This window comes from Marinobacter sp. SS13-12 (assembly GCF_030227115.1).
GTDB lineage: Bacteria > Pseudomonadota > Gammaproteobacteria > Pseudomonadales > Oleiphilaceae > Marinobacter.
In genome coordinates this window covers 143,318-161,987 of sequence record NZ_JASSUA010000003.1, presented here as the reverse complement: position 1 = coordinate 161,987, position 18,670 = coordinate 143,318, and the positions used below count along the sequence as shown (strand labels likewise).

Below are 18,670 nucleotides of genomic sequence, written 5' to 3'. Positions count from 1 at the left end.
TCAGCAACCTTCGGTACAACGGGCTTTACTGTCAAAGCTCATGGTTTTACCACTGAGGGGAATGTGCACGGGCATTGAAGCGAGGCCGATAAACTGCTCGGTACGTGTGCCTTCCTGCACTGCCCCGTTTTCGGTGGCTGCCTCGTTGGCGTGTGAAGCGATGACCGCCTTCGGACGAACAAGGTCATTGACCACGTAGGCAGCCTCTTTCGGTCCGGTGGTGAACGTGTCACCGATATTCATCACCACCAGATCGGCGCCATAGTGTTCGTTGACCACCAGTTTCTGCTCGGCGGTGATGCCGGTGTCACCCGACAGATACACCACCAGTCCGTTGGAGAACGTCAGCACATAGCCGGTGGGCGGTCCCACGCTGGCGCCCACGCCCGCCGCTTTCAGATGTTCGGCCAGCGGGCCGGTCAGAAACGAGGGGGCAACGCCGTTACTGTGAACCGCCGGTACGGTGGTTACGGCCACACCACCAACTTCCCGCTCACCACCAAAGCGCACCAGCATGGAGTTTTCAGGGTCACCACCGGCAGCCTTCAATTTTGCGGCAAAAAACGCCGGCATTTCGCTGCCCGTGACAATTTTCGCGTTCGTTTTGACCGCGATATCAACGGTATTGGACTGCGGCAATGTGGACACTCCGGTGTTCGGAGAGGCACAGCTACCCTGATTGGTTTCACTGATGCGCTGATCACCCACGTGGTCGCCGTGCATATGGGAGACCAGAATGACATCGATCCTGCCCAACCGGGGATCGTCCGGCCCGGCAACTGTTCTACCGGCATCGTAGAGAATCCGGGTGCCGTTCGGGTCTTCTAACACCAGCGCCCTGTCACGGCTGCAGAACTCTCCATCGTGGCTGCCAAGCGGTGTGACTTTGACCACCTGCCCATCCGCGTGGACCGACATGGCCGCGCCCAGCAAAAGACAGGCAGACGCCCCGGCGACGGCCAGTGTGTTGCGAAAAATTCCTTGTGACATGTGACTCGTCCTCCCCACCTTTTTATTGTTGATACCACACTGATACGAACGATAACGCCGTTGGTACCAGTGTAGTCAGCGGGAAAGATTTACGTTGGGAATTGGCGTTCAGGCGGCGCGGGAATCAGCAATCGGTACCGGCTGCCTGAGGCAGGCCATCATCGGCGCCACCTGACGGATCTGGCGGGCCTGTGGCCACAGAGCTTCAGCCTCGGCAAAGCCCTGGCGCAGGAAATTGAGCCATTGCTTGATACGGCCGGTTACATAGCGGTCTTCCAGCCAGCCCTGCAGAACGGTGGCGTATTCACCAACCAGGACCACGGCTTCCGGCCAGGTCATGTCCGCTACCGCCTCGCCCTGCTGGCTTGCCTTGATCTGACGGGCCAGGTCCGGCCGTGCAATCAGGCCGCGGCCGATCATGACATCGTCACAGCCTGATACCTCCCGGCATCGCCAATAGTCCGCCACGGTCCAGATCTCACCATTGGCAATGATATGGGTGTTGACCGCTTCCCGGGCTCTGGCAATGTCTTCCCAATAAGCAGGCGGTTTATAGCCATCGACCTTGCTGCGGGCATGGATAACGATCTCCCTGGCGCCGGCAGCTTCCAGTGCCTGGGCACAGGCGACACCCATGGAACGGTCGTCGTACCCCAGGCGCATTTTTGCGGTAACCGGCACACTCGCGGGCACCGCCTGGCGCACAGCAGCCACTATTTCGTGCATCAACTCCGGCTCGCGCATCAGTACGCAACCGCCTTTGTGTTTGTTCACGGTTTTTGCCGGGCAGCCGAAATTGATATCCACCTGGGTTGCGCCCAGCTCGGCGGCTTTTTCGCCATGGCGGGCCATCTGTTGCGGATCTGAACCCAGTAGCTGAACCGCCACCGGCGTACCAACACCCGTAAGCGACTGGTTGTGAAGTTCCGGAGCGTACTTGTAGAACACCCTCGGTGGCAGCATGCCGTGGGTCACGCGAATGAATTCCGTGACGCACCGGTCAATGCCACCGACTTTCGTCAGGGTCTCACGGATAGGTGCGTCGACCAGCCCTTCCATCGGGGCGAGGATGATTCGCATGGGTGCTCCAGTGGGGAAAGAGGTCTGTTCAAATCAGGACTGATCAAAAATCAGGCGGGGAGGATTGTAAGGAATTTGGCGGGAAGTTGATAGATGGGCACCCCGTAGCGGGGTGCCCATTCGCTGGCAGGTCTTATTTGACGTCGAAACGATCGGCGTTCATGACCTTGGTCCAGGCATCAACGAAGTCCTTCACGAACTTCTCTTCGCTGTCGTCCTGTGCATACAGTTCCGCATAGGCACGGAGGATCGAATTGGAACCGAACACCAGATCAACACGGGTCGCAGTGAACTTGGTGTTGCCGTTCTTGCGATCCACGATGTTGTACGAGTTCTTGCCAGTCGGTTCCCAACTATTTGCCGTGTCTGTCAGATTCACGAAGAAATCATTGGTCAACTGGCCAACACGATCTGTGAACACGCCATGCTGGGTACCACCATGGTTGGTGCCCAGCACCCGCATACCACCGAGCAGAACGGTCATTTCCGGCGCAGTCAGGCCCATCAACTGGGCGCGGTCCAGAAGCATTTCTTCCGGCTTGACCACGTAATCCTTCTTCTGCCAGTTGCGGAAGCCATCAGCCAACGGTTCCATCGGATCGAAAGATTCGGCATCGGTCATCTCATCCGTTGCATCACCACGGCCCTTGAGGAACGGCACATGGACGTCATGTCCCGCCGCTTTCGCAGCCATCTCAATGCCCAGGTTGCCACCCAGAACAATAACGTCCGCCACGCTAGCACCGGTGTCGGCAGAGATTTTCTCGTAGGCGCTCAGCACTTTGGCCAGGCGATCCGGCTCGTTGCCTTCCCAGTCTTTCTGCGGGGCCAGACGAATGCGCGCACCGTTGGCACCGCCGCGCATGTCAGAGCCGCGGAAGGTACGGGCACTGTCCCAGGCAGTGGTCACCAGCTCGTTAAGGCTCAGGCCGGCTTCGGCAATCTTCTCTTTAACGATTTCCTCGATGTAGTTGGTCTCACCCTGAGGAACCGGATCCTGCCAGATCAGGTCTTCTGCGGGTACGTCAGGGCCGATGTAACGGGACTTGGGCCCCATATCCCGGTGAGTCAGCTTGAACCAGGCACGGGCGAAGCAGTCCCTGAAGTAGTCCGGATCTGCCATGAATTTCTCACAGATTGCACGGTACTTCGGGTCCACCTTCATGGCCATATCCGCATCGGTCATCATCGGATTGCGGCGAACAGACGGATCAGTGGAATCAACCGGCTTGTCTTCTTCCTTGATGTTGATCGGCTCCCACTGGTTCGCGCCAGCCGGGCTCTTTTTCAGCTCCCATTCATAGCCGAACAGCAGGTCGAAATAACCCATATCGAATTTGGTCGGGTTGGTGGTCCAGGCACCCTCGAGACCTGACGAAATGGCATTGGTCGCCTTTCCCTTCAGGTTCGCATTACTCCAGCCAAGACCCTGTTCGTGTAGATCAGCACCTTCCGGCTCGGCCCCAAGCGTTTCAGCGTCGCCGTTGCCGTGGGTCTTACCAACCGTGTGGCCGCCTGCAGTCAGTGCAGCGGTCTCTTCGTCATTCATCGCCATACGCGCAAAGGTTACACGGACCTGCTCTGCTGTCTTCTGCGGATCCGACTTACCGTTAACACCCTCAGGGTTTACATAAATCAGACCCATTTGCACAGCGGCGAGGGGGTTTTCCATGGTGTCAGGCTTTTCGACATCCTCATACCGGCTATCAGACGGCGCCAGCCACTCTTTTTCAGCGCCCCAGTAAATGTCCGTTTCCGGATGCCAGATGTCCTCACGGCCATAGGAAAAGCCAAAGGTTTTCAGGCCAAAGGATTCATAAGCAACGTTGCCGGCCAGAACGATCAAGTCGGCCCAGCTTACTTTGTTGCCGTACTTTTTCTTGAGCGGCCACAGCAAACGCCGGGCTTTATCCAGGTTTACGTTATCAGGCCAGGAGTTCAGTGGTGCAAATCTCTGGTTACCAGTACCCGCGCCGCCACGGCCATCGGCCAGCCGGTAAGTACCAGCAGCGTGCCACGCCAGACGGATCATCAGGCCGCCGTAATGACCCCAGTCCGCAGGCCACCATTCCTGGCTGTTGGTCATCAGCTCGTGCATGTCTTTTTCAAGCGCTTCAAAGTCGAGCTTTTTGACCTCTTCCCGATAGTCGAAATCCTCACCCATCGGATTTGTCTTGTGGTCGTGCTGATGCAGGATGTCCAGGTTCAGGGATTCCGGCCACCAGGCAACCACATCGGATTTCTCCTGCGTGTTGGACCCGTGCATTACCGGGCACTTGCCGCCTGAGCTATTGTTTTCTGTCATTTTTCTCTCCTGATTCGGTTTGGCAAAACGACACTACTTTTAAGTAAGCTCCACTAACTATAGGACATAAAAAACGCTTTGCTTTGCGTATTTGTTATGTCGCGGATAGCGAATTCCTATTGGTTTATCCGACGTATCAACAACACGCTAACGCAGCACCTGGCGTTTAATACAATTAATTAATAGTACAATCGTAAAAGTTTTTATTAATGGATGAGGCGAAGTGAAAGATCAGAGTCTTTCGACGGAGGTGAACTTCCCGGCATCGTCAAAAAGAATCCTGAAGCTGCCGCGAATGCCATCTTTGAGGTAAAAACGGGAAAGGATACGGGCCGGGAAACGGACAGAGCGCCCGTCCCGGGCCGTGGTGCGGACGTCGGTGGCTGTGCCCTGGTAGAGTTTAATCCACTCGTCGGGGCTGATTTCGACGTCCACGATTATCTGCTGCATGACACCTTGATCGTAGGTCGGATTAGACGAAGTCGTAATCCGACAAATTTGGCGTACAACTCGGGTTTCGGTTGTCGGATTACGCTTCGCTAATCCGACCTACGTAATCCGACCTACGTGATATAGCCTTAGTTGGCCAGTTCGAGCAACAGCCGGTTCAGGCGACTCACATACGCCCCCGGGTCCTGCAATTGCTCACCGCTGGCCAGTGTCGCCTGGTCGAGCAGTACGGCAGACAGCTCCTGGAAGCGGTCTTCGCCCTGCTCGCGCTCAAGGCGTTGCACCAGCGGGTGCTCCACGTTGATTTCGAAAATCGGCTTGCTGTCGGGCACCTTCTGGCCGGCGGCTTCCATGATTTTCTTCATCTGGGCGCCCATGTCAAAGTCGCCAACCACCAGGCAGGCCGGTGAATCGGTCAGGCGATTGGTGACACGCACGTCCTGGACACGGTCGGTCAGAGCCGTCTTGATGCGCTCCAGCAGGTCCTTGTGTTCCTTGGTGGCCTCTTCCTGGTGCTTCTTGTCTTCCTCGGTTTCCACGTCGCCGAGATCCAGTTCGCCGCGGGCCACGTCCTGGAACTGTTTGCCGTCGTATTCGTTGAGGTAGCCCATCATCCACTCGTCAATCCGGTCAGAGAGGATCAGCACCTCAACGCCTTTCTTGCGGAATACTTCCAGGTGCGGGCTGCTCTTGGCGGCCATGAAGTTGTCAGCGGTGATGTAGTAGATCTTGCTCTGGCCTTCCTTCATACGGGCGATGTACTCATCCAGCGACACATTCTGGGTGTCTTCGCCGGTATGGGTAGAGGCAAACCGCAGCAGAGCACCGATTTTCTCGCGGTTGCTGAAATCTTCGGCTGGGCCTTCTTTCAGTACGGTGCCGAACTCATTCCAGAATTGCTGATATTGCTCCGGCTCCTTCTTCGCCAGCTTGGAGAGCATGTCGAGAACCCGCTTGGTCACCGCGGTACGGATGCTGTCCACAGTGCTGTCGTTCTGCAGGATCTCACGGGAGACGTTCAGCGACAGATCGTTGGAATCAATCACGCCCTTGGTGAAGCGCAGGTACAGCGGCAGGAACTGCTCGGCGTCGTCCATGATGAACACACGCTGCACATACAGTTTCAGACCACGGGGCGCTTCACGGTTGTAGAGATCGAACGGTGCACGGCCGGGTATGTACAGCAGGCTGGTGTAGTCCAGCTTGCCTTCCACCTTGTTGTGGGACCAGGTCAGCGGGTCTTCAAAGTCGTGGGAAATGTGCTTGTAGAATTCCTTGTACTCTTCATCCTTGATCTCGCTGCGAGACAGGGTCCACAGAGCCGTGGCGTCGTTAACGGTCTCGTACTTGCCCTTCTCGCCTTCTTCTTCGGATTCGGACTTCATGACCACCGGAAACGAGATATGGTCAGAGTACTTCTTCACCAGGTTACGCAGGCGGAAGCCATCGGCAAATTCCTTGGCATCGTCTTTCAGGTGCAGAACGATTTTGGTGCCACGCTCATTCAGATCCACATTCTCGATAGTGAACTCACCATCGCCTTTGGATTCCCAGTGCACACCTTCTTCCACAGGCGCGCCGGCGCGACGGGTAAAGACTTCCACCGCATCCGCTACAATAAAGGACGAATAGAAACCCACACCGAACTGACCAATCAGCTTGCTGTCTTTCTTCTCGTCACCGGAAAGCTGCTGCAGGAATTCCGCGGTACCGGACCGGGCAATGGTACCCAGATTCTGCACCACGTCATCGCGGGTCATGCCGATGCCGTTATCGGACAGGGTGACGGTGTTCTTTTCAGCGTCATAGTCCAGGCGGATTTTCAGCTCGGGATCGTTCTCGAAAAGGCTGTCGTCTTTCAACGCAGCAAAACGCAGCTTGTCTTCTGCATCCGACGCGTTTGAAATCAGCTCACGAAGGAAGATTTCCTTGTTTGAGTACAAGGAATGGATCATCAGGTTAAGCAGTTGCTTAACTTCGGTCTGAAAACCCAGTGTCTCTTTTTGCGATTCAACCGTCATGGCTTGTTTTGTCTCCTGCTGTTTAGGTTCGGAGGAGCGGTGCGAGCAGTTGAGGGTGGGTTTACGAAACCGTGCGGAGCCATGGATGGCGGAGCCCGAGCCGCACAGGGACGTCTTGAGGCGTGTTTCGTAAACCCACCCTCAACTGCTCGCCTGCACCAATGCTTAAGTATGCTGAGTTCGGAAATGGGGTTCATCCGGGGTATTTCAACCCCGATCAGATGAATTCAGTCTTCCAACAGGAAGTGCGCCCGGGCTGTGGCGATGGGCTGGGAGCGGGATTTCTGCCAGGCGGTGATCATCACGTTGGCCACGCGATTGCCCTGGCGGGTCAGCTGGCATTCGGCAAAGGTTTCCCGGTTCAGGCCCGCGCGCAGGTAATCCAGGGAAAAGTCCACGATTCGCGGCATGCGCAGGGTTTCCTGGGACATCATCAGGTAGATGACGGCGGACAGCTCCATGAAGCCACCGATCACCCCGCCGTGAATGGCCGGCAAAATGGGGTTGCCCAGGTTCTCTTCTTTTTTCGGCAACCGAAAAATCAGGTCGTCGCCGAAGCGGTCGCATTCCAGGCCAATGAACCGGGCGTAGGGGATGCTTTCCAGCATGCGGGAAAAATCACCGGTTTCCTGGGTGTAACGAAGAATTTCAGGGTTCATTATTCCTTTTCTCCGTCGATCAGGTCACGAAAAGACTTTGGCATTGCTTCCTTGCCGATCCGCATGAAGGTGCCGACGCAGTTGGCGATGGTCTCGCCCGTTTCATGGAAAGCCTCGCAGCGGGTAAAGATGATATTGCGGGTCACTTTGTAGGTCTCTGCGCGCGCGAAAACAGGCTTATGGGGTACGGCGGGGCGCATGTAATCAACTCGCAGATCCAGTGTAGGACAAAGCTCGAAGTCATCCAGGGCGCACATGGTCGCTGAGCCCGAGGCCGTATCCATCAACGTGGTGATGGCGCCGCCGTGAATGACGCCGGTATCCGGGTTACCGATAATCAGGTCGCTGTATGGCAGGCACAGGGTCAACTGCCCTTTTTTTGCCGATGTTACGGTCAGGCCCAGTTCGCGGGCCTGGTTCAGGGTTCCTATAAAACGGCGAACCCGGTCCATCCTCATGGCATCGTTCATAAAGTCTGGCTCGTCAGATAGGCTCGGGGATAGTGCGCATGAAATGCTCGATAAAAATGACCGGCAATACTAACGTAAAGTCATGAAAGCCTCCACACATCAGGGTTATGGTATAAACATAACAAATCTGCACAAAAAGGCGGCCCGGCCAACCGGCAGAGTCGCCCAGGGACATTGACCAAGGAGTTCTGCCCGTGAATATCCACACTGGATTACGATACCTCACCGTTATTATTGTGCTCGCCTTTCTTTCCGGGTGTACCGTCAATCCCGTCACAGGAGAGAAGCAGCTTTCGCTGATCCCTGAAAGCCAGGAGCTTTCCATTGGCAGCGAGCAATACAAACCAACCCAGCAGACCCAGGGCGGCCAGTTCTACCTGGACCCGGACCTGAACCAGTACGTCAGTGAAGTTGGCCAAAAGCTGGCAAAAGTCAGTGATCGGCCCGATCTCCCCTACGAATTTGTGGTACTGAACAGCAGTGTTCCCAACGCCTGGGCGCTTCCCGGTGGCAAGATTGCCATCAACCGGGGGCTGCTGACAGAACTGGAGGACGAGGCTCAACTTGCCTCCATTCTGGGCCATGAGATTGTCCATGCCGCAGCACGCCACAGTGTCCAGCGCATGCAACAAAGCACGCTTATCAGTTTAGGCGTTGCGGGACTGGGCTTCGCGGTTTCGGATAACGAATGGGCCGGGCTGATCATGGGTGGCGCGGCCATGGGTGCCCAGCTCGCGTTGGCCCAGTACAGCCAGGGCGATGAGCTTGAGTCGGACCACTATGGTATTCGCTACATGAAAGAAGCCGGCTACGACCCCCAGGCCGCCGTGGAGCTGCAGGAAATCTTTGTCCGGCTTTCCGAGGGACGCAATCCCGGCTTTATTGAGGGCATGTTTGCCACCCACCCACCGTCACAAAAGCGCGTGAATGAGAACCAGGAACTGGTCAACAAGATCGGCGCTGGTGGGTACCGGGGAAAGGACGAATACCAGAAAAAACTGTCGTTTCTGCGTGACCTCCAACCTGCCTACGACGCACACGATGAAGCCCTGAAGCTGGCCAGCGACGACAAGCTTGATCAGGCACTCGCCAAGGTAAACGAAGCCATCAGAATCGAGCCTGAGGAAGCGGCCTTTTATTCTCTGCGCGGACGCATCTACAAGGCCCAGGATAATGAGAAAAAAGCCGAGGCCGACTTCGACAAGGCCACTTCCCTCTACCCTGAGATGTTCACCTACCAGCTTCACAGTGGCCTCAACGCCCTTGAGCTAAACAAACTGGACAAGGCGAAAGAGCGGCTGAACAAGGCCAATGAAACCGTGCCTACCTCCATTGCCTTTCTGCGCCTGGGTGATATTGCTGTCCAACAGAATCGTCGGGACGATGCTATCCAGTATTACAGCACCGCGGCCAAGGCTGAGGGACAGGTTGCCCAGGAGGCGAAACAGAAGCTGGCCCAACTGACGCAGAACTGATGTCATCGTCCGCATTGACTTTTAGAGCAATAACTCTAAAAATTGAGGTAATCACTCAACAATCGGACGATTGCCATGCTCGCGAAACGTATCCAGCCGATGGTCTTTCAGGCCCGCCGGCTTTATGTAGAGCTCATGTTCCAGGTCATGGGGCGTGCGCTTCAGGCCGTCAGCGAAATTGATGCTGCCGTACAGAAGGAAGCCCGGGCCCTGCCCGAGGGCTTCCTGTTTGAGATGATGGTGATGCCGAACGGCTCCCGCCTTATTGTGGAACACCTCGGTGACGGCCGTTTCCACTACCATGGCGACTCGGCGCCCCGGCCAATAGACCTGTCCATCCAGTTCAAGCACATTGCCCATGCCTTCCTGGTGCTGTCATTCCAGGAAAAAACTTCCGTTGCCTTTGCCAACGACCGCATGCTGGTGGACGGCGATATCAGCTATGCCATCCGCATGACCCGGATTCTGAACCGGCTTGAGACCTTCATTCTGCCCAAGCTGGTGGCAGAACGGGCGGTAAAGGAATACCCCTCGAATCTGCACTTGCCCGAGAAACTACTCAGTGCGGCTCGTATTTACCTCAAGGTAGCCTCCAATTTTGTCGACACGGTGAGAGCATAATGACCAACCAATACTATGAATTTTTCTGCCCGGTTAAGGTAATCGCCGGTAAAGCCGCGCTGGAGCATATCCCCTATGAGTTGACCGGCCTGGGCGCCAAGCGGCCGATGATTATTACCGACAAGGGCGTTCGCGCCGCCGGACTTCTTGACCCCGTGATTGCGGCCTGCGAAGAAAGCGGCCTGGAAATCATCAGTATTTACGATGATGTTCCGCCGGACTCCTCCACCGGCGTGGTGAAAGACATTGCCGGCATCTACCGCCGCGAAAAGTGCGATTCCCTCATTGCGGTGGGCGGTGGTTCTGCCATTGATACCACCAAGGCGGTGAACATCCTGGTGTCGGAAGGTGGCGATAACATTGCCGAGTACAGTGGCGCGGGCATCATCAAGCACCCGCTGAAGCCGTTCCTGGTGGTGCCAACCACGGCCGGCACCGGCTCTGAAGTCACCTCCGTTGCGGTGATTACTGACACGGCCAAGTCCGTAAAGCTGCCATTCACGTCGTCGTTCCTGCTGCCCAACGCTGCGGTTATCGACCCGAGAATGACCCTGACATTGCCGCCGCATATCACTGCCGCCACCGCCATGGACGCCATGACCCATGCCACGGAAGCGTTCACCTGTATGGCGAAAAACCCGCTCAGTGATGCCTATGCAACGGCCGCTATCAAGAAAATCAGCACCTCTCTGCTGAAGGTCATGGACAACCCGAAGGACAGCGACAACCGGCTGGAGCTGGCACAGGCCTCCACCATGGCCGGCATTGCCTTCTCCAACTCCATGGTGGGCCTGGTTCATGCCCTCGGGCATGCCACCGGTGCCATCTGTCACCTGCCCCACGGGCTTTGCATGAGCCTGTACCTGCCGTACGTGCTGGAATACAACCTGGAGACGATTCGGGCGCCGCTGGGCGAACTCCTGCTCTACCTTGAAGGACCGGAAGTCTATGCCGCCACACCAGCCAGCCGCCGCGCTGAGGCCAGCATTTCCGCCCTTCGCAAGCTGCGGGATGAGCTGTTCAAGCGTTGCAAGCTACCGCGCACCCTCAAGGAAGCGGGCAGTGTGGAAGAGCATCAGCTGGACACCATCGCCGAGCTGGCCATGGATGACGGTTCCATGATGTTCAACCCGAAAGAAGTAACGCTGGAAGACGCCCGGGCAGTTCTGAAACGAGCCTGGGCCTGAACTGACAGCACCGGGCACCCTGGTAGCCGGGGTGTCCGGGTTATGTCAACTCTGGTTAAAGCAACGCTTTGCCCTGAAAACATTCCAGTCAAATCATTGAAATCAGCACAGGAAAAAGTGACAATTCTCACTCGCTGGCAAGGATGTAGCCGGGTTAATTCTTTCGATGAATTCAGAGCCTCGCATCTATGCGCAACGCATCATCCAGCCGTCGCCTGCCGGTCGTGATCGCCTCACTGACATTGGCCTTTTCATCCCTGTCAGTAACCACTGCATTCGCTACCGAGGATGCAACCTCAGCGGGTACTCAGCGGGTTCTCCGGTTTAATGTCTCCCCCAATGGCTACCCGCCCTATCTGATTAACGTGGATGGAAAACAGTCCGGCATCATGTGGGACGTGGTCACCGTGATTGCGGACCGGCTGGACTACCAGGTCATTCCCGAGGAAATCCCCCGCAAGCGCGTGGACCAGATGCTCTCCGAGGGCTATATCGACGCTACGACTCGTGCAAAGGAATGGACGGACAACCCCGAAAAATACGCCTTTACCGACCCCGTAGTGGATATTGAAGAAGTGCTGTTTGTGCCCAAGGACTCCGACCTGAAATTTGAGGTGCCTGAAGACCTGTTTTCACGCACACTGGTGACCCATCTCGGATACCACTACCCGGCGCTGGAGCCCCATTTCGAATCAGGCAGGATCAAGCGTTTTGACGTCTCCCGTGACAAGGATATGTTCAGCTATGTGCTCCACGGGGAAGACATGGATGCGGCAGTGGCAGACCGGCTGCTTGGCAAATGGATCCTGCGTAACGAAAACTTGCAGAGCGAGTTCCGCACCACATCAACCCAACTCAGTGTGTTCGGCTTCCGGTTGATGCTCAGAAAAGACTGGGCGAGCTTCGCCGAAGCCTTTAACCGTGAGCTCGAAGCCATGAGGGCTAACGGCGAGCTGGAAGACATCCTCGCCAACTACCGTTAACTCCTCGCTGCGCTACTCCAGACGCCTGAGCAGCAGCATCGGTGACACACTCAGCACAGGTTTCAACTGCCAGCGGCCAAACAGTGCCAATACCAGGGCGCTGAGCAGTGGAATCGGCAGAATGGCCTGCCAGTGCCAGCGGAATTCCCCTTCAAACATCCTGAACTGCAGTGCCCAGACAGCACCTTCCGCGGCCGCAACCCCGAGGATGCCGGCAAAGAACCCCAGCAAAGCAAACTCCAGCATGGTGCTTCTCACCAGCAGTGACTGCCTGCCGCCCAGGGTTCGTAGCAAGGCACCTTCCCTTTGCCGGTCCTGCATGGTGGCGCTGACCACCGCAGCCATGACCACCAGCGCTGCCGCCAGAATCAACGCCAGTATCGCTTCAATGGCCTGCGTTACCTGGCGCACGATTTCCTGTATGCGTTCGATCACATGGTCGATTTCCAGCACCGACACCGTCGGGAATTGACGCGAGAAGTCGTTAAGTTCTCCCTTCATATCCGCAGGCAGAAAAAATGCCGTGATCCAGGTCGCCGGCATATCCTCAAGCCCGCCCCCGGGCGGAAACGCCATGTAAAAGTTGGGTTTCATGCTGTCCCACTGGACCGTGCGAATACTGGTGACGGTCTCTGTCACCTTGTCCGAACCAATGGTGAAGCCGAGCTCATCGCCCACTTGGACCCCGAGTTTGCCGGCCAGCTCTGCCTCAATGGATACGCCATCGGTCTGCCCCTGCGTAAACCACTCTCCTGCCACGATTTCATTATCATCTGGTAATTCGTCCATCCAGGTCAGATTGAGCTCACGATTCAGCGCCCCTACATTCTCTTCCTTGGTCACCGCCTCTTTAACGGGCTGGCCGTTCAGTTCCGTCAGCCGGCCACGGACCATGGGATACAGTTTTTCCAGGGGATGCCCACGCTCTGCCCAGAATTCATCCACCTCATCGACCGCCTGGGGGGCGATGTTGATCAGGAAGTGGTTGGGGGTGTCTTCCGGTAACTGCGCCTGCCAGTCAGTCAGCAATGAGGTTCTGACCAGGATCAATGTGGCCGCCAGCATCAGCGTCATGGCAAACACTGCCATCTGGGACAGACTGGCCCGGCGATGGCGGTACAGCCCCACCAGCGCCAGCCGCCACGCGTTGCCGCCGCCACTGATTCTGCGCAGCGTGCTCACCAGCAGCCATCCCAGCAGCCCAAGCGTGCCCAGCAGCAACACAAGGCCACCCAGCAGCGACAACACCAGGGACACCTCCCGGGCGTACATCCATACCAGACCGAATATCGCCACCACGGCAATGATCAGATCCGGAATGGCCTCACGGCCAGATTCGCCAGGCTGGCTTCGCAATACCCTCATGGCTGGCACATGGCGCAGCCTTCGAATCGGCGGATAGGCAAAAGCAAACAGCGACACCAGGGCCGTCAGAAGTGCCGGTATCAATGCGTCGGGATCCAGCTGATAGTCAATCTGCCGCCCCAGCACGTCCGCCAGCACGCTGGACAGGAGCCAGTACAGAGGCAGGGCCACCAGAAGCCCACCGATGGCACCAACGATGCCCCAGAGGGCCAGACGGCGAATATACAGCCGCCCGATCCCTTTACTGCTCACACCCAACGTTTTCAGCAGGGCAACGGTATCCCTCTGGGATAGCGCGTACTGGCGACTGGCTACCGCCACTGCAACCGCCGCCAGCATCACCGCCAGGCTGCCACCCAGCAACAGGAAGCGCTCGGCCCGGTCAAGGGACTCGGAGAAGGTCTCACCGTCACGCACACCTTCCCACTCATGACTCGGCTCCAGCTGCGGTTGCAGCCAGCTGTAGTAGCTATCGAGGGCAGCTTCCTCGCCGGCAAACAGGTACACGTATTCCACCCGGCTACCTTCCTGGATCACCTCGGTGGCCGCCACGTCATCCACGTGCATCATGACCCGTGGTGCCAGCGCTGACATACGGAAGCCACCGTCCGGCTCACGAACGAGCAAACCGGCGATGGTCAGCGAATGATTACCCACCTCCAGGCTGTCGCCGAGCTCAAGTTCCAGTAACCGCAACAGGCGCGGGTTTATCCACACCTCTCCGGGCCCCGGCCCATGGCCAACGGTCTGCCTGGGCGCATCCGCACCTTGCTGGTACTCGACCTGGCCGCGCAGCGGATATTCGTTATTCACCGCCTTGATCGACACCAGCTGGAAATTGTCGGCCCCGTAAACCATGGTGGAAAACTCGATCATGCGGGCGGTTTCTAGGCCCCGCTGTTCGGCTTCCTGCATCCAGGCTTCGGGAACTGGCCGGCCGTTCTCCGCTTCCAGCTGGCGGTCAGCCGCCAGGAAAGAACTGGCGGACGTCACCAGTGTGCGCTGCAACTGGCTGGCAAACAGGGCGATGGTCGCTACCGTGGCAACGGCAATGATCAGCGCGGACAGAACAACCCTGACGTCCCTTTCACGCCAGTCGCGCTTGACTGACATTAACTTCTTCGATGCCGCCATCAGTTCACCGCTTCCGGCTGCTCTGAGGTGGTCGGCTCCGTCAGGATACCGGCTTCAATATTGAACTGACGGACGCAGCGAGCGGCGAGCCGTTCATCGTGGGTAACCATGACCAGTGTTGTGCCCTGTTCCCGGTTCAGTGTCATCAACAGGTCTGACACATCCGCGCCAGTGCGGTTGTCCAGGTTGCCCGTGGGCTCATCCGCGAACAGGATGGCGGGTTCAGACGCAAAAGCCCGGGCGATAGCAACACGCTGTTGCTCCCCGCCGGAAAGCTGTCGGGGCGTATGGGAGAGCCGTTCACCAAGCCCTACCCGCTCCAGCAATTCCTTCGCCTTTGCTTCCGGACTGTCAAATCCGCCGAGTTCCAGCGGCAGCATGACATTCTCCAGTGCCGTCAACGCCGGCAATAGCTGGAACGACTGGAACACAAAACCAACCCGACGGGACCGGAGTTTTGCACGTTCATCCTCACTGAGCTGGCTGATCACCGAACCATCCAGTTCCACCGTGCCCTCCGAGGGTGTATCCAGCCCCGCCAACAGACCCAGCAGGGTCGTCTTGCCGGAACCGGAGCGCCCGACAATCGCCACGGATTCACCGCGGTTGATTTCCAGACTGACCCCCTGCAAGATCGTCAACGTATCAGTCTCCAGGCTAACCTTGTGGGTCAGGTCGCTGACTTTGAGGATGGGGCGTTGACTATCCGATTTGTGCTCACTCAGGTCGCTCACGGGTTCTCCACATCGGGTTTATTGGAAACGGTTTTTTTGGAAACAACTACTCTATGCATACGGTATTTTTACGCCTGAGATCAATAGTTTTCATAGCTTTAATTTGTGTTGGTGTGCAAGCACAGGCCAGCCAGAACACACTGATGATTTTTGGTGACAGTCTCAGTGCAGCCTATGGCGTGCAGACCGAGGAAGCCTGGGTCGCCCTGTTGAAGGAGCGTCTCGACGAAGAAGGCTTTGACCAGTGGCAGGTGGTAAACGCCAGCATAAGCGGAGAAACCACCGACGGCGGCTTGCGTCGCCTGCCAAAACTGCTGGATGAAAACGAGCCGGACATTGTCATTATCGAACTTGGGGGCAACGACGGCCTGCGGGGTTTCCCGCCTCAGGTCATCCGCCGCAACCTGTCCAGCATGATTGAGCAGGTGAATGAAACCGGCGCCAGGGCACTGCTCGTGGGCATGCAGATTCCTCCCAATTATGGCCAGCGCTACACGAGCGCCTTCGCAGAGATTTATCCGGAACTGGCGGACGAACAGGACACCGAACTGGTGCCCTTCTTCCTGGATGGCATCTATGACCAGGAAGGCATGATGCAGGATGATGACATCCACCCGACAGCCGAGGCCCAGAGCCAGTTACTGGAGAACATCTGGCCGGTGCTGGAACCCATGCTGCGCCACTGATCGCCCTGTTTCATGCCAGCAGCTCCCGGGCATGCGCCACGGCAAGGCGTTCTGACCAGTAATATCCGTCCCGGGCGTGCTCGACAAAGCCGACATGCCCGCCCCACCGGGGCGATTCTAGCCGAACGTGGGCGCCAAGGTGTTCCCGGGATTCGGGGAAACACCGCCGCGACAGAAACGGATCATCAGCAGCATTGACGATGAGCGACGGCACGCGAATGTCTTTCAGCTTCCAGAGAGCCGAACAGCTCGCCCAATAATCCTGCGCGTCCCGGAAACCGTGTAACGGCGCGGTGTAGCGGTCATCAAATCCGTGGAAACTTCGAATAGTGTCGAAGCCCTCGACATCAATGAGGTCGGGAAACCGCTTCGATTTTTCTTCCATCTTCACCTGCAGATCCCGCAGAAAGCGCTGCATGTAGATGCGCCGACTGGGCAAAGCCAGGGTATCGGCACTGCCGGCCAGGTCACAGGGCACGGAATAGGTAATGGCTCCGCAGATGCGGCTGTCCACCTGCTCTGACTGCTGCCCCAGGTACAGCAGGGTGAGATTGCCGCCCATGCTGAAACCGGAGAGAAACGCCGTTTTGTACCCTTTGCCGAGCCCGTGCTTCACCACGCGGTCGAGATCGCCCGTCGCACCGCTGTGATAGAAGCGGGGCTGATGGTTCATCACGCCGCCGCAGGAGCGGAAATTCCAGGCCAGCACATCCCAGCCGTCATTCAACAGTGCGCGTGCCAGTCCCTGCATATACGGGCGCCGGCTATGTCCTTCCAGACCATGGGACAACACCGCCAGCCGGTCACTGCCCTGGCGATACCAGTCCAGGTGCAGTTCGTCGTTGTCGTCGGTGGGCAATACTTCCCGCTCCGGCTCCGCAACCGTTACCGTGCGGAACAGCGTCGGCCAGATCGACTGGATATGGCCGTTGCGCAACCACAGCGGTGGTTTGTAGTCCAGAAAGTGGTAGTACAAAATTTAACCTTTCAATTCAGGGGGTTGACTGCACCCTGGAAAGTGCCTATCATGCGCGCCATTCCGACTCTGTTCCCCGATAGCTCAGTTGGTAGAGCAACGGACTGTTAATCCGTTTGTCGCTGGTTCGAGCCCAGCTCGGGGAGCCACTTACAGCACTTCCCTTCGCTGCATGAATTCCCGCAGCACCCTGAACAGCGTTACACCATCCCTGGTTCCGGCCATTTCCCGAATAGAATGCATGCCAAACTGCGGCACACCTATATCCAGTGTTGTCACTCCCAGGTTGCCGGCGGTCAGCGGGCCAATCGTACTGCCACAGCCCATATCACTGCGCACCACAAAGGTCTGGCATGGCAGCTCCAGTTCATCACTGATGTGGCGATACAGTGCCGCCGAGCGGCTGTTGGTCGCGTAACGCTGGTTGTGGTTGACCTTGATCACCGGCCCCTGGTTCAGGATTGGCCCGTGATTCTCATCATGCCTGTCCAGATAGTTAGGATGAACGCCGTGGGCATTGTCCGCAGAGATCATCATGGAACGGGCAATTGCACGTGCCCTGCCCTTGCCGCACCAGCGGTCCAGAACTGCAGAGAGGAAGGGACCCTGTGCGCCTTCCGCGGACATGCTGCCGACCTCCTCGTGGTCGTTGCAGACCAGCAACGCCGGTTCCTCCCCTGACGACCCGATCAGCGCCTGCAGCCCGATGAAACAGCTCAACAGGTTGTCCAGCCTTGCCGAGGCAATGAAATCGCCGCGCAGCCCGACGATCGATGCCGGCTGGGCATCGTAGAAGCCCAGCTCATAACCCAGAATCTTGCGGACACGGATGCCCGGTTGCTCCTGGACAAGCTGTTCGGTCAGCAGATCAGCGAAGAGGGTGGTGTCCTCTTCCGGCACCTGCATCAGCACGGGCGGCAGATCCGTCTGCGGGTTCACCGTGCGGTTGCTGTTGGCTTCCCGGTCCAGGTGAATGGCCAGGCTGGGGATGTAGGCAACGGCTTTGCGGAAGTCCACCAGGGTGTCTTTTACCTGGCCGGATTCATCCACGTAGGTCACCCGGCCGGCGAGGGACAGGTCGCGGTCAAACCAGGGATTCAGCAATACGCCGCCATAGACTTCCACGCCCAACTGGAAAAAGCCCTTACGGCGCAGTTCCGGGTTCGGTTTTACCTTCAGGCACGGGCTGTCGGTGTGCGCGCCCACCATGCGAATGCCGGCCTCGGCAACGTCGCGGCGACCGGTGCGGAACGCCACAATGGACGAGCCATTGCGAATGGCGTAGTAGCCCTGACCTGCCTCCAGGTTCCAGTCTTCTTTCTCGTCCAGTGCCTTGAAACCGGCCTCGTCGAGCCGCTGCTTCATGGTGGCAACGGCGTGCCAGGGCGTGGGTGAAGCGTTCAGAAATTCGAGCAGATCGTTGTTAAATTCAGCGTGTTCCATGATGTCCCTGATAAACTGATAATTGCGGCGCCAGTATGGCATGATGGCGCCCGACGTCATATCCGTACAAAACGGCTGCCAGAGTGTGCAG

Annotated in this window: 16 protein-coding genes and 1 tRNA gene; 6 read left to right on the top strand and 11 right to left on the bottom strand. The window is 57.5% G+C overall.

Going from position 1 to position 18,670, the window contains the following annotated elements:
• The 7 genes from QPL94_RS16655 to QPL94_RS16625 form a co-directional block, all read right to left on the bottom strand.
• Nucleotides 1-990 (bottom strand): MBL fold metallo-hydrolase, encoded by a 990-nt coding sequence (locus QPL94_RS16655; protein WP_285358921.1) that lies wholly within the window; start codon nt 988-990, stop codon nt 1-3.
• Between the two features lie 108 nt (nt 991-1,098).
• Complete coding sequence (locus QPL94_RS16650; RefSeq protein ID WP_285358920.1) at nt 1,099-2,070, bottom strand: tRNA dihydrouridine synthase; 972 nt, start codon at nt 2,068-2,070, stop codon at nt 1,099-1,101.
• A 133-nt stretch (nt 2,071-2,203) separates the two neighbouring features.
• Nucleotides 2,204-4,375: a catalase/peroxidase HPI gene (gene katG, locus QPL94_RS16645; RefSeq protein WP_285358919.1), complete on the bottom strand. Its 2,172-nt coding sequence runs from the start codon at nt 4,373-4,375 to the stop codon at nt 2,204-2,206.
• Between the two features lie 231 nt (nt 4,376-4,606).
• Nucleotides 4,607-4,825, bottom strand: coding sequence for a DUF2835 domain-containing protein (locus QPL94_RS16640; protein WP_285358918.1), 219 nt, complete (start codon nt 4,823-4,825; stop codon nt 4,607-4,609).
• 128 nt (nt 4,826-4,953) lie between these two features.
• Entirely contained in the window at nt 4,954-6,846 is a 1,893-nt protein-coding gene (gene htpG, locus QPL94_RS16635; protein WP_285358917.1) for a molecular chaperone HtpG, read from the bottom strand.
• Between the two features lie 227 nt (nt 6,847-7,073).
• Nucleotides 7,074-7,508, bottom strand: coding sequence for a PaaI family thioesterase (locus QPL94_RS16630; protein ID WP_285359334.1), 435 nt, complete (start codon nt 7,506-7,508; stop codon nt 7,074-7,076).
• Entirely contained in the window at nt 7,505-7,975 is a 471-nt protein-coding gene (locus tag QPL94_RS16625) for a PaaI family thioesterase (RefSeq protein ID WP_285358916.1), read from the bottom strand. The genes QPL94_RS16630 and QPL94_RS16625 overlap by 4 nt, the downstream gene beginning before the upstream one ends.
• Before the next feature lie 194 nt (nt 7,976-8,169).
• Here QPL94_RS16625 and QPL94_RS16620 point away from each other — a divergent pair, with 194 nt between their 5' ends.
• The 4 genes from QPL94_RS16620 to QPL94_RS16605 all read left to right on the top strand — a co-directional run bounded on the left by QPL94_RS16620 (nt 8,170) and on the right by QPL94_RS16605 (nt 12,241).
• Nucleotides 8,170-9,450, top strand: coding sequence for a M48 family metalloprotease (locus QPL94_RS16620; protein ID WP_285358915.1), 1,281 nt, complete (start codon nt 8,170-8,172; stop codon nt 9,448-9,450).
• A 75-nt stretch (nt 9,451-9,525) separates the two neighbouring features.
• On the top strand, nt 9,526-10,071 hold the full coding sequence (locus QPL94_RS16615; protein ID WP_285358914.1) for a hypothetical protein: 546 nt from the start codon (nt 9,526-9,528) through the stop codon (nt 10,069-10,071).
• A complete protein-coding gene (locus tag QPL94_RS16610; RefSeq protein WP_285358913.1) occupies nt 10,071-11,258 on the top strand; it encodes an iron-containing alcohol dehydrogenase in 1,188 nt (395 codons plus the stop codon). Before QPL94_RS16615 ends, QPL94_RS16610 begins: the two co-directional genes overlap by 1 nt.
• A gap of 188 nt (nt 11,259-11,446) precedes the next feature.
• The gene (locus tag QPL94_RS16605) at nt 11,447-12,241 is read left to right on the top strand and encodes a substrate-binding periplasmic protein (RefSeq protein WP_285358911.1); all 795 of its coding nucleotides are present in this window, start codon (nt 11,447-11,449) and stop codon (nt 12,239-12,241) included.
• A 12-nt stretch (nt 12,242-12,253) separates the two neighbouring features.
• Here the strand turns inward: QPL94_RS16605 and QPL94_RS16600 are convergent, their stop codons facing one another.
• Nucleotides 12,254-14,740 (bottom strand): ABC transporter permease, encoded by a 2,487-nt coding sequence (locus QPL94_RS16600; RefSeq protein ID WP_285358909.1) that lies wholly within the window; start codon nt 14,738-14,740, stop codon nt 12,254-12,256.
• Complete coding sequence (locus QPL94_RS16595) at nt 14,740-15,474, bottom strand: ABC transporter ATP-binding protein (RefSeq protein ID WP_285358907.1); 735 nt, start codon at nt 15,472-15,474, stop codon at nt 14,740-14,742. The genes QPL94_RS16600 and QPL94_RS16595 overlap by 1 nt, the downstream gene beginning before the upstream one ends.
• Before the next feature lie 53 nt (nt 15,475-15,527).
• On the opposite strand from QPL94_RS16595, the gene QPL94_RS16590 reads away from it, so the two are divergent.
• A complete protein-coding gene (locus QPL94_RS16590) occupies nt 15,528-16,160 on the top strand; it encodes an arylesterase (protein WP_285358906.1) in 633 nt (210 codons plus the stop codon).
• Nucleotides 16,161-16,170: 10 nt separating this feature from the next.
• On the opposite strand, the gene QPL94_RS16585 is transcribed toward QPL94_RS16590, so the two are convergent.
• Nucleotides 16,171-17,136 carry a YheT family hydrolase gene (locus tag QPL94_RS16585; protein ID WP_285358905.1) on the bottom strand — a complete coding sequence of 322 codons (966 nt, stop codon included), beginning with the start codon at nt 17,134-17,136 and terminating at the stop codon, nt 16,171-16,173.
• Nucleotides 17,137-17,209: 73 nt separating this feature from the next.
• Here QPL94_RS16585 and QPL94_RS16580 point away from each other — a divergent pair.
• A tRNA-Asn gene (locus tag QPL94_RS16580) sits at nt 17,210-17,285 on the top strand.
• Between the two features lies 1 nt (nt 17,286).
• Here the strand turns inward: QPL94_RS16580 and QPL94_RS16575 are convergent.
• Nucleotides 17,287-18,579 (bottom strand): M18 family aminopeptidase, encoded by a 1,293-nt coding sequence (locus QPL94_RS16575; RefSeq protein WP_285359333.1) that lies wholly within the window; start codon nt 18,577-18,579, stop codon nt 17,287-17,289.
• Between the last annotated feature and the right edge of the window lie 91 nt (nt 18,580-18,670).